Genomic DNA, 11,554 nt, shown 5'->3' on the forward strand with positions numbered 1-11,554 from the left:
CGTTCGTTCAAGCTCCCCGAGGGGGATCCCCCCTCAAACCTCACCCTGCGTGATCATTCCACCCGCAAACACCCTCAGTAAGGGTGATCGTACTCAGTAGGGCGCCCAAACGGTTGATCAGGTCCACCAGATGTTGGTGCTGCTCATCAACCGTCGACAGGCCGGTAACGAAATTGGCGTTCCACTGGAATGCAAGCATGGGAAGGGGCTCCCCTTGATGGATCCGGATCGCTGCTGCAAGAACACGCGCTGGAGGAAAATCGGTCGGGTACGGCCTGCCCAGGGTATACCCACTGGCGTAGGATCTGTATCCATTTAAGAACTGGTCTGATTCTAAGCCCGATCTCCTGGCTTGCAAAGGATCAAGGTCTGATTCAGTACCGACGCAACCCGCGGGGGTAGGGGTACCAGGGGTCGTACCAAGGGTCGTAATAGTACGGGGGGGGATGGCGATACGATCGGTCGGTGCGTGGTTCAGGCCACAGGTGGTGTCCGGCTGTGCGCACACGCACATAGTCGTAGTCGTGCTCGCCCACCGGTCGCGTGGCGATCCCGTCGATTGTTCCGGTCACGGTGAAGGCGCGCCCGGGCGTATAGATGGCAGGATCGAGGAAGCCCTCCACCACGGCCAGAAAACGGCCGTCGCTGCCGTCCCCTGAGTGTGGTCGCCCACGGTTATCCAGTTGGCGGGAGACCACCTCAACCAGAGTGCCGTGCTCCTGGTTTTCCACCCCGGCGATGGAGCCACCCCAACGCACGTGTTCTCCCTGGAAGCGCTCAGGGGCACCCCGTACCTCGGTGAGGTGCGGGCTGTCCGGGGGCGGTGCGGGTATGCCCTTGGGGGTTGCGGCGCAACCCACCAGTGCCGCCGAAGCCAGCAGAATGGGCAGCAGCAGTATGCGCATGGCAATCACCTGAGAAGCGGCCTGGGATGGCTGTATCCCGTTAAGACCACCGCGCCGGGTGCAGGTTCGCTTATCGTCCCATTCTCAGTGCGCGTACCTGAAGGCCCGAGGAAAATCGAGCGTCTGGGATTTTCTTGTGCTGGATCACTATCGCGGAAGTTGTCCTCGTGTAGTGTCTGCTGCGACATGCCTGATCGCGTGGAGTCAGCGCGGTATTTGCCAGTAAGCCTCATTTGGAGGGAATTTAAATGGTTGACGAAATGAAAGGTTCGCTCTCGGGACTGAACGAAGAAGAGGCCATGGAGTTCCACGGTGTCTTCATGACCAGCATGATGGGTTTCCTGGCGGTTGCCGCTGTGGCCCACGTCCTGGCCTGGATGTGGCGTCCCTGGGGTGTGGCTTGGTAAGACCGTTCGCCTGAATGGCGAAACGAGTTCCAGGTTGTACCTCCAGCAAAGCAGTAGAACCAGTTTTTTTCCGATATAGGAGACTTCAATATGTGGCGTACTTGGCTGCTGTTCGATCCGCGCAGAGCGCTGGTTGCCCTGTTTGCGTTCCTGGCCGTGCTGGCTCTTTTGATCCACTTCATCCTGTTGAGCACCGAGCGCTTCAACTGGATGCATAGCGCCTCTCTGGTTGACACGACCGAGCAGGTTGCCGTTCAGGAAACGGGCAAGTCAACCCTGGCCTGAACCGGCCTGAGACGGTCTGATGTCCACGCTCCCGGGCGTGGATGACCACGACGAGACTTTGGGGTTTACTTGTGCTGAGTCACGATGCCAAAACTTGTCCTGGTGTAGTGTCTACTGCGAAGTACGTGATCGCGTTGAATCGGCGCGGTATTTGCCAATAAGGCTCATTTGGAGGGAATTTAAATGGTTGATGAAACGAAAGGTTCGCTCTCGGGTTTGAACGAAGAAGAGGCCATGGAGTTCCACGGTGTCTTCATGACCAGCATGATGGGTTTCCTGGCGGTTGCCGCTGTGGCCCACGTCCTGGCCTGGATGTGGCGTCCCTGGGGTGTGGCTTGGTAAGACCGTTCGCCTGAATGGCGTAACGAGTTCCAGGTTGTACCTCCAGCAAAGCAGTAGAACCAGTTTTTTTCCGATATAGGAGACTTCAATATGTGGCGTACTTGGCTGCTGTTCGATCCGCGCAGAGCGCTGGTTGCCCTGTTTGCATTCCTGGCCGTGCTGGCTCTTTTGATCCACTTCATCCTGTTGAGCACCGAGCGCTTCAACTGGATGCATAGCGCCTCTCTGGTTGACACGACCGAGCAGGTTGCCGTTCAGGAAACGGGCAAGTCAACCCTGGCCTGAACTTGGCCTCAAGGCGTTTGATGCCCGACTGCCGGGCGGGATTGTTCTGTCATGCGCATCCCGCCCGGCATCAGGGTGGCCTCCTGAAAAACCCCGCCTTTTTTTAGTCCTCGCCGTTGAAGGACTGCCGCTTCCCGGCGGCCACTTGCCTGTCACCCCTGCCGCCTGGCTTGCCTTATCCCTTATTCCGTAAAAGGGATCTGTCCCCTTTTTTGGGGTTCAGTAGCGCGTCCAGTACGCTTAGAAAATGCTCCACGTCCAGGGGTTTGGTCAGGTATTCGTCAAAGCCCACGCTGATGCCGCGCTCCACGTCTCGTTCGGTGGCGAAGGCCGTCAGCGCCATGACCGGTATGGCAGCGGTGGCCGAGTTGGCGCGCAGCCGCTTGAGCACCTGATAGCCATCCAGTTCGGGCATGTTGATATCCAGCAGGATCAGGTCCGGCTCGTGGGCGGTGGCCAGCTCCAGGCCCAGACCTGGGTCGGGGGCGCTGAGCAGGCGCAGATGAGGGCGCCGGGTGAGAATCTGCGCCACCAGACGCAGGTTGGCCGGATTGTCGTCGATATGCAGCACGGTGTGGGTCTGGGTTGCGTCCCCCATGGATGCCGGCTGACTGCTGGGTTCCATGCGGGTCACCTCGACGGACTCCTGAACCCCCTGGGGCAGGCGCAACCAGAAGGTGCTGCCCTCTCCGGGCCGGCTGTCCACGCCAATCTCTCCCCCCATGACCTCTATCAGTCGACGGCTGATGGCCAGCCCGATCCCCGTGCCCTCAATGCCCTCCATGCACCCCTCCAGCCGGCTGAAGGGCAGAAAGAGCTGATCGAGCTTGTCCGGAGAAATGCCCTTGCCGGTGTCAGTGACGCTGATGCGCAGCCATCCCTGGAAATCCGGGCGGATATCCAGGCACACATCACCGCCGTCCCGGTTGTACTTGATGGCGTTGGAAAGCAGGTTGATCAACACCTGCTTGAGGCGTATCCGGTCGGCCAGGACCACCCAATTCTCGTCGTGGCCCGGGTCGATGCGGATCTGTCGGGCGTCGGCCAGGGGAGTGAGCAGCATCAGGCACTCGCGCACGAGTTCCCGCAGGGGGATGCTTTCGATGGACAGTTCCACCCGGCCAGCCTCCACGCTGGCCAGATCCAGCACCTCGTTGATCAGGTCCAGTAGATGACGACCGCCCTTGAGGATCTCGCCCACGCTGTCGGCCTGGATCTCATCCAGCGTGGGATCAGTCTCCAGTAACTGGGCAAAACCGAGCACGGCATTCATGGGAGTGCGCAGCTCATGGCTCATATTGGAGAGAAACTCCGATTTGGCCCGGCTGGCCCGTTCGGCTTCCTCCTTCGCTCTGCGTAGATCTTCCTCTGTCTGCTTGCGGTCGCTGATGTCCTTATGGCTGATCACTAACTGCCGACCGGATGCGGGTCCCCCGTCCAGAGGGGTGGCCAGTACCATGAAGGCTGTGCCATTAATTCGGTATTCGTCCTCGAAATGGGGCACCTGACCGCGCAGAACCTCCCGGATGCCCGCCGCGACCCGGCGCGCCTCGTCCGCTGACTCACCCTGAACCGCAGTGCACAGGGAGAAATAGTTGATGCCCCGTCCCACCGGGTCCTGGGCACCTTGGTGATGGCGGCTAAAGTCATCCCATGCACGGTTCACGGCGATGATCGTGCCCTCGTGATCCAGCACGCAGATGCTGGAGCGCAGCGAGTCGATAATGGCCTGAGTGAAGGCCAGCGTCTTGGCTTCGCGCTCCTGGGCGGCGGTTTCGATGGATCGGCGCTTGCGCTCCCGGTCCATCTGGTGCAGGGCGTGGGAGGTGTCCTCGACGATGCCCCGCAGCAATTGCAGAACATCCTCGGTGAACAGGCCCTTGTCGCGCCCCATGAAGCTGCCCAGGCCCAATAGCTCATCACCACGGAACAGGATGAAGTGGACGCAGGTACGTATGCCGTTGGCGCCCGCCCATTCCCGCCAGGCCTCGGGCGTATCGGGGGACTCGCAATCCTTGCACAGCAAGGGGCGGTCGTTCAGGCATTCCCAGGGATTGCCACGCAGTATTTCCCAGGTCTCTTGCAGAGGCAGTCCCCGGGCCTGTTCCTCGGTCAATCCATGGACCACAGGTTTTTTCAGTTGGGCATCGCCTCGGTGGCGCAGGCTGATGGCGCAGGCATCCAGGCCACCCTGTTCCACGAGGATGCCGGCCGTGCGATGCAATAAGGTCCCTTCGTCATCAATGCGGTTGATGCATTGATTCACCTGGGTGCGGGTGGCATACAGCCGAAAGATCTGTTCCAGACGCGATTGGGCCAGCTTGCGGTCGGTGATGTCGCGATTGACACCGCGCCGCCCCAGATAGGTGCCGTCGTCGTCCACCACCGGCTGGCAGTGGTGTTCGATCCAGCGGATCTCGCCATCCGGGCGATGCACGGCAAACTCCAGAGCCATGTGGGACAGATCGCCCTCTTGATGGCTCACCTCCGTCAGGTGCTGGCGCCAGCGCTGGGCATCCTCCGGGGTGAAGAGTGTGTACATCAGGTCCGGATCCTTCAGGAAGGCCTCCGGGGGATAGCCACTGATGTCCTCACACCCGGGAGAGACATAGACATAGCGGCCATCGGCACCGTACCAGTAATCCCAGTCCGGTGAGTGTTGTGCGGCAATGCGATAGCCACGTTCGCTCTCGCGCAGTTGCTCGTGGGTGGTGCGCAATTCCTCCTCTTGGCGCATCCGCTCGGTGAGATCCACCAGGGCGCAGGCAAATTCCAGGTCCCGCCCGTCGCGGCCGGGCAGGCGTGCCACGTGCAATTCTCCCGGGAAGTGATCCTGCTGCGCGGGGCTGGCACTAAAATGGACGTCTGCCAGTCGGGCCTGGCCGTCTCGCGCGGCCTGGCGCAGGGCCGCCTGGACGATGGCCTCGTGCTCACGATCCACCAGGCTGCACAGCCTTTTCCGGCGCAGATGGCTCACGTCGAGCCTGAAAGCCTTCGCCGCCTCCTGATTGGCCTCCAGGATCATGCCGCTTTGATCCACCACCAGGGATGCCATGGGCAGGCCGCCGAAGAAGGCAGCGTAGTTATCCAGTAACCGCTGGGTGACAAACTGGGATTCGCGCAGCTCGGCGTTCTGGATCTCCAGTTCCGACTCATACACGCTGAGGGTCTGTACCAGCTCGGCCAGGCTCACTTCACCCTGCTTGAGGAGGTTCTCGGCCTGTTCGAAATCGCCCTGCTCGACGGCATGCTGGGCACGTTTCAGGGCATGGCTGGACTGGGTCTCTTCTTGGGTCATTGCCGGCAATCTTGAGGCCGTGCGGGCACGGCATGAGCAGAGACCATGGTTCCGGCATGGCCTGCGGATAGCCCAGGGTCCTTTTCATGGCGGTGCCTGGAGTTTACCGAGCGAGGGTAGGGGATACAATTCGGTATGGGAAGGCTTGAAAGGGGGGGCATGCCATGGTCCAGATCGATGGCGACGGACTCCAGTCCCAACTGGATGCCTTCATGTGACCAGACAAGAAAAAAGCCGCTAAGGTTTCCCTTAAGCGGCTGATTTCGTTACTGCTTTTGGTGGGCGGTACTAGGATCGAACTAGTGACCCCTGCCGTGTGAAGGCAGTGCTCTACCGCTGAGCTAACCGCCCGATACGAAAGAAGCGCAGATTATAGGGAGGGCGGTGGGGGTCGTCAATACCTGATTTTCAGGTCGGTATATTCGGGTCTTGAGAGGCATCCTGGTCGGTCGCCATAGGCGGCACCCTGAGCACGTGTTGCGCTTCCTGCAGGGTGAAATCCAGGAAGGCTTGTCCCACTTGCGAGAAGCGTTTGCCACGTGGGTAAACCACGTACCAGTGCCGCCGAATGGGGAAGCCTTCCACATCCAGCACCACCAGCCGGTTCAACAGCAGTTCCATCTCCAGGGTATGCAGGGATAATACGCCCAGGCCCATGCCTGCCCCCACGGCCTGCTTGATGGCCTCACTGCTGTGCATCTGCTGTGCCGCGCGCAAGGCCACGCCGTGCTCCGCAAAGAAGCGTTCGGCGGCGCCCCGGGTTCCCGAGCCTGTCTCGCGCATGACAAAGCACTCGCCCGAGAGGCGGCTCAGTGGGATGTCCTTCTCGTTGGCCAGGGGATGCTCCGGTGGGGCAATGATCACCAGGGGGTTTTCCATGAAGGGGTGGGCCATGGGCTCGGAGGTGGGGGGTTGCCCCATGATGGCCAGATCCATGGCGTTGATGGCCAGCCGGTTCAGCAGTTCCTCCCGGTTGCTCACCTCCAGGGTGACCGAGACGCCCTGATGACGATTGCAGAAGGCAGCGATGAGCCGGGGTACGAAGTAGTTGGCGGTGCTGGCCGCCGCGATGGTGAGATGGCCGCGACGCAGACCCTTCATCTCGTCCAGCACCATCTCCACCTCTGCCAGTTGCGCGGCGATGGCGCAACTGTAGTGGTAAAGCTCACGACCGGCGTCGGTGAGATGGATGCGTTTGCCGATCTGTTCGAACAGCGGCAGGCCCACGTGCTCTTCGAGTTGCTTGATCTGCATGGAAACGGCGGGCTGGGTGAGATGGAGTTCCTCCGACGCCCGCGTATAGCTCAGATGTCGGGCCACGGCCTCAAAGGCCTTGAGTTGGCGGAAGGTGAAGTTCATCTTGGTCAATGTTGCCCCGCGCCATGATCATCCAAAGGGAACGATGCCTATCAACAAAACTCTTCTCGACCCGGTCGTGTCGTCAGAAGGGGATCGTTTCGCCACCGTCGTATTCCACTGCCGTGGTCTCGTACATGGCATCTTCTGCTTCCTTGTTCATCACGATGATGCTGATGCGCCTGTTGATGGGGTCCTCGGGGTCCTCCCTGTTGAACAGCACGGTGGAACCCAGGCCCATGACGCGTCCCACCTTGTCGCCTTCCATGCCGCCCGCCACGAGTGCACGCCGTGCCGCATTGGCCCGGTCGGTGGACAACTCCCAGTTAGTGTAGTCGGCACTGGGGAAGGGGCGGGCGTCGGTATGCCCGGTGATGGTGACGCGATTGGGCACTGCGTTGATGATGGCACCCAATTCGCCAAGGATTGCCTGGGAGTAATTGAGAAGCCGATCGCTGCCAAGATCAAACATGGGGCGGTTTTCGCGATCCACGATCTGTATCCGCAGACCTTCGGGTGTGATGTCCAGTAATAGCTGGTCCTTGAAGGGCTCCAGGGCCTGGCTTTTGTCCAGTGCTTCTTCCAGTACTTCCATCAACGATTCCAGACGCTCTTCGTCCTGTTCGCGTGCCATCTCTTCGGCACGCTCCATGTCGATGGCCCCTTCAAAGTCGATGATGGATGGAGAAGCGCCGTCACCCTCGGTGGGATGGGGTGGCGTGGGGCTGATGCCCATGGCAGCCGAAGGGTTCTGGAAATATTCCGAAATGGCGGCCTTTTGCCGTTCATCCGTCATTCCCAGGATCCAGAGCAACAGGAAAAACGCCATCATGGCGACGGCAAAGTCGGCAAAGGCAATCTTCCAGGCGCCACCATGGTGGCCTGCCTTCTTGACCACCCGCTTGATGACGATGGGTTGCTTCTTGTCTTCGGCCGCCATGGGCCCTTACTCCTTGGCGCCGCGCAGGTGGGATTCCAGTTCCGCGAAGCTTGGGCGCAGGTCGGATGCCATGGCCTTGCGGCCGAATTCCACCGCCACCTGAGGGCTGTAACCCTGGACATTGGCGAGGATGCAGGCCTTGAGGCAGGCGAAGAACTTGGCTTCCTCCTCGGCCCGGCGCTCAAGGGCAGAGCTCATGGGGCCGACAAAACCATAGGCAAGCAGGATACCGGTGAAGGTCCCCACCAGGGCGGCCGCGACGAGTCCGCCAATCTTGTCAATGGGTCCGTCCAGGGCGCTCATGGTGTTCACGATGCCGAGCACCGCCGCCACGATACCAAAGGCCGGCAGGCCATCGGCAACCCGGGCCACCGCATGGGAGGGCTCCGCCGCTTCCTCATGGTGGGTTTCCAGGTCGATGTCCATGAGGTTGTCCAGTTCGAACGGGTTCATGGCGCCGCTCACCACCAGACGCATGTAATCGCAGATGAATTCCACCGCGTGATGGTTCTTCGCAATTCGGGGATACTTTTCGAACAGCGGGCTGCTCTCGGGTTCCTCAATGTCTGCCTCGATGGACATCAAGCCTTCCTTGCGGGCCTTGGAAAACATCTCGTACATCAGGCCGAGCAGTTGCAGATAGTCGTCCTTCTTGTAGGTGGAACCGCCCATGAGTCTGGGTATGGCCTTGAACACCTGGATGATGGTCTTCATCGGGTTGGCAATGATGAAGGCGCCCAGCGCCGCCCCACAGATGATGACAAACTCGTATGGCTGCCAGATGAGGATCAGCTGCCCGCCGTGCGCCGCCCAGCCACCTAATACGGCAACAGTAACGATGATTGAACCAAGGATCAGATTCACGAGCCGCTAACCTCCGGGATTGGCGCGATGACTGCGGGGGGGGTGGCTTGCCGATTTAAAACCACGCGATAATAGCGCAATCAAGACGCCCGTCACACTCACTGGACTCAGGAGCCACATTGATGGACAAAAAATCGCTGGCGGACTGGGTGCATCACCTGGGGGATCGGGATCTGCCGCTGCTCGAGGGAACCGCTGCCATCTTGTCCATTGTGGAGGCTAACCCCCAGATGAGCATGCGGGCGGTCGGGCGCCTGGTGCAGCGGGATCCGGGGCTGGCCCTCAAGCTCATTCGGGTGGCCAATGGCGTACCCCATCGTCACTTTCGCACCGAGGTGGTGGCCCTGGACGAGGCCGTGATGATGATTGGCACCGACGGGTTGAAGCGGACCATCCGTGAACTGGAAAAGGTGCCGGATGTGCTCTCCACGAATGCCCAGTCCTATTACCGTTATCTGGCGGGCCGGGTGGCCTATGCGGCGGCTCTGGCGGAGGCCTGGGCCGAGAACCGTCACGACATGATCCCCTCCGAGGTGGGCCTGGCAGCGTTGCTGTACGACCTTGGGGAACTGGTCTGGACCATCCATGACGAGCGGCGCATGGCGCGCTACATGGAGCTGGTCCGTGACGGACAGGTGCTGCCCCATGAAGCCGAGTACGTGGCCCTGGATGTCAGCCTGGAAACGGTGGGTCACGCCCTGGCGGAGCGCTGGCAACTGCCGGCCATGGTGCGCGAGTGCATGTGTCCTGCCAATGCCCGTCATGCCCGGGCCATGGGGGTGATGCTGGCCTCCAACCTGGCCCGGGATGCGATGGCGGCCTGGGACCACCCGGGCGTGGGGGGCAACCTGGACCAGGCGGCTCGGTATCTGGACTGTAGCTCCGAGGAACTGGCGGACTACATCAACGGTGCCACTGAGCATTTCAATACCCATGTGGATCTCTACGGTCTGGATCCTGTTCCCTTGCTGGACGAAGAGAAGGTCAAGGCCTATCGGGAAGCGGGGGCCAAGCCGCCTGAGCCGGTCTTCTGCCTCATGCCCCGGTCTGATCGGTATGAGCAGGCCCGCCGCCAACTGGCCTCCCACTCACTGGAGAACCGGGACCAGGTTCTGGATGTGTTGCTGGAGGGGTTGCACGAGGGCCTGGGGCTGAACCGGGTGGTATTCGCGCGACTCAGCGACATTGGTGACACCCTGTCGGCCGAGCGCATGGAGGGCACCGATCACGAGCCGGCCTTCAATCGTTTTGAGCTCAACCTGGCCGGGGGGCACCTGATCGCGGTGATGATGAAGCGGCCCTCGGCCTTCTGGTTGAACCCCTCCAATTGTGACGAGGTATGGCCGCGGGTGCCCCACTCCATGCGCACCCTGATTGGTGTGCGAGAGTTCTTCGCCCATTCGGTATTTGTGGGGGACCAGCCTTACGGCCTGGTCTATGCGGACCGCCGCTCCGGATCCTGCGCGCTGGATAGGCGGGCGCTGAAGGGGTTCAAGGCGCTGGTTGAACTGGCCACCGCCCATCTGGAATCGTTGCGACAGGCAGGCCAGGGGCGCCTCTGAGGGCGCCCCGGCCACCTCGAGGGTTTTATTGCCCGTAACGGCGTTCGATGTACTGCTCCACCAGCACCTGAAACTCCTCGGCGATGCGCTCGCCCTTGAGGGTGACGGTCTTTTCGCCGTCCTCGTAGACCGGTGCGATGGGCGTTTCGCCGGTTCCCGGAAGGCTGATGCCGATGTTGGCGTGCTTGCTCTCCCCGGGGCCGTTCACCACGCAGCCCATTACCGCCACGGTCATCTCCTCCACACCGGGATACTGCCGGCTCCATTCGGGCATCTTGTGGCGGATATAGTTCTGGATGTCCTGGGCCAGATGCTGGAAGTAATCGCTGGAGGTACGGCCGCAACCGGGGCAGGCCACCACCGCCGGCAGGAATCGGCGCAGCTCCAGGCTTTGCAGGATCTCCTGGGCGACGATGACCTCCTTGGTGCGTTCCGCGCCCGGCTCCGGAGTGAGCGAGACGCGGATGGTATCGCCAATGCCCTCTTGCAGCAGGACCGCCAGACCGGCGGTGGAGGCGACGATGCCCTTCACACCCATGCCGGCCTCGGTGAGGCCCAGGTGCAGGGGGTAGTCGCAGCGCGAGGCCAGGTCCTTGTAGACGCGGATCAGGGGCTGCACGCCGCTGACCTTGCAGGAGAGGATGATCCGGTCCCGGGGGAGGCCAATCTCCTCGGCCCGCGCGGCGCTGCCCAGCGCTGACTGGATCAAGGCCTCGCGATTGACGTCATGCATGCCCAGGGGCTGGGGTTGGCGGGCGTTTTCGTCCATCATGCGGGCCAGCAGGTCCTGGTCCAGGCTGCCCCAGTTCACGCCGATGCGTACTGGTTTGTCATACTGGCAGGCCATCTCGATCATTTGCGCGAACTGGGTGTCGCGCTTGGCGCCGCGACCCACATTGCCCGGGTTGATGCGCAGCTTGGCCAGTGCCTCGGCGCAGGCGGGGTACTTGCTCAGGAGCTTGTGACCGTTGAAATGGAAATCCCCCACCAGGGGGGTGTTCACCCCCAGGGCATCCAGGCGTTCGCGAATCCTGGGGACCGCCGCAGCGGCCTCGTCCGTATTCACGGTGATGCGTACAAGCTCAGAGCCGGCGCGGGCCAGATCGGCCACTTGCCTGGCGGTGGCGTCGATGTTGGCGGTGTCGGTGTTGGTCATGGATTGAATGACCACCGGGGCGTCGCCACCCACGGTGACATGGCCCACGCGAACCGGAACGGTGGTGTGCCGGCGGTACTCAGGATTGTTCGTCATCATGGTGTGCGGTACTGGCAGATTGAGGTGGAACAATGGTAGCAGGTTGCCCGCCACC

General features: G+C 61.5%; 12 protein-coding genes and 1 tRNA gene. 5 read left to right on the plus strand and 8 right to left on the minus strand.

What is annotated here, in order from left to right:
• Positions 1 to 40 precede the first annotated feature (40 nt).
• Entirely contained in the window at positions 41 to 199 is a 159-nt protein-coding gene (locus ECTOBSL9_RS17010; protein WP_156500115.1) for a hypothetical protein, read from the minus strand.
• A 175-nt stretch (positions 200 to 374) separates the two neighbouring features.
• Positions 375 to 905, minus strand: coding sequence for a Slp family lipoprotein (locus tag ECTOBSL9_RS11900; protein ID WP_063465231.1), 531 nt, complete (start codon positions 903 to 905; stop codon positions 375 to 377).
• 248 nt (positions 906 to 1,153) lie between these two features.
• On the opposite strand from ECTOBSL9_RS11900, the gene pufB (ECTOBSL9_RS11905) reads away from it, so the two are divergent.
• From pufB (ECTOBSL9_RS11905) to pufA (ECTOBSL9_RS11920), 4 genes are all read left to right on the plus strand, one after another.
• Positions 1,154 to 1,312, plus strand: coding sequence for a light-harvesting antenna LH1, beta subunit (pufB, locus tag ECTOBSL9_RS11905; RefSeq protein ID WP_063465232.1), 159 nt, complete (start codon positions 1,154 to 1,156; stop codon positions 1,310 to 1,312).
• A 90-nt stretch (positions 1,313 to 1,402) separates the two neighbouring features.
• Entirely contained in the window at positions 1,403 to 1,597 is a 195-nt protein-coding gene (pufA, locus tag ECTOBSL9_RS11910) for a light-harvesting antenna LH1, alpha subunit (RefSeq protein WP_063465233.1), read from the plus strand.
• A gap of 183 nt (positions 1,598 to 1,780) precedes the next feature.
• A complete protein-coding gene (gene pufB, locus ECTOBSL9_RS11915; protein WP_025281025.1) occupies positions 1,781 to 1,939 on the plus strand; it encodes a light-harvesting antenna LH1, beta subunit in 159 nt (52 codons plus the stop codon).
• Between the two features lie 90 nt (positions 1,940 to 2,029).
• Positions 2,030 to 2,224 (plus strand): light-harvesting antenna LH1, alpha subunit, encoded by a 195-nt coding sequence (pufA, locus tag ECTOBSL9_RS11920; protein WP_063465233.1) that lies wholly within the window; start codon positions 2,030 to 2,032, stop codon positions 2,222 to 2,224.
• A 175-nt stretch (positions 2,225 to 2,399) separates the two neighbouring features.
• Here pufA (ECTOBSL9_RS11920) and ECTOBSL9_RS11925 read toward each other — a convergent pair whose 3' ends face one another.
• The 5 genes from ECTOBSL9_RS11925 to motA form a co-directional block, all read right to left on the minus strand.
• Entirely contained in the window at positions 2,400 to 5,522 is a 3,123-nt protein-coding gene (locus ECTOBSL9_RS11925) for a PAS domain S-box protein (RefSeq protein WP_063465234.1), read from the minus strand.
• Positions 5,523 to 5,798: 276 nt separating this feature from the next.
• Positions 5,799 to 5,873 (minus strand) — tRNA-Val (locus tag ECTOBSL9_RS11930).
• 57 nt (positions 5,874 to 5,930) lie between these two features.
• Positions 5,931 to 6,881 carry a LysR family transcriptional regulator gene (locus ECTOBSL9_RS11935; RefSeq protein WP_063465235.1) on the minus strand — a complete coding sequence of 317 codons (951 nt, stop codon included), beginning with the start codon at positions 6,879 to 6,881 and terminating at the stop codon, positions 5,931 to 5,933.
• Positions 6,882 to 6,963: 82 nt separating this feature from the next.
• Positions 6,964 to 7,818, minus strand: a complete 855-nt coding sequence (gene motB / locus ECTOBSL9_RS11940) for a flagellar motor protein MotB (protein WP_063465236.1) — start codon at positions 7,816 to 7,818, stop codon at positions 6,964 to 6,966.
• A 6-nt stretch (positions 7,819 to 7,824) separates the two neighbouring features.
• Entirely contained in the window at positions 7,825 to 8,682 is an 858-nt protein-coding gene (gene motA, locus ECTOBSL9_RS11945) for a flagellar motor stator protein MotA (RefSeq protein WP_063465237.1), read from the minus strand.
• A 122-nt stretch (positions 8,683 to 8,804) separates the two neighbouring features.
• Between motA and ECTOBSL9_RS17745 the strand changes: the two genes are divergently transcribed.
• The gene (locus ECTOBSL9_RS17745) at positions 8,805 to 10,244 is read left to right on the plus strand and encodes an HDOD domain-containing protein (protein WP_063465238.1); all 1,440 of its coding nucleotides are present in this window, start codon (positions 8,805 to 8,807) and stop codon (positions 10,242 to 10,244) included.
• Between the two features lie 25 nt (positions 10,245 to 10,269).
• Here the strand turns inward: ECTOBSL9_RS17745 and ispG are convergent, their stop codons facing one another.
• Complete coding sequence (ispG, locus tag ECTOBSL9_RS11955; protein ID WP_156500116.1) at positions 10,270 to 11,499, minus strand: flavodoxin-dependent (E)-4-hydroxy-3-methylbut-2-enyl-diphosphate synthase; 1,230 nt, start codon at positions 11,497 to 11,499, stop codon at positions 10,270 to 10,272.
• Positions 11,500 to 11,554 lie beyond the last annotated feature (55 nt).

Source organism: Ectothiorhodospira sp. BSL-9, assembly GCF_001632845.1.
Classification (GTDB): domain Bacteria; phylum Pseudomonadota; class Gammaproteobacteria; order Ectothiorhodospirales; family Ectothiorhodospiraceae; genus Ectothiorhodospira.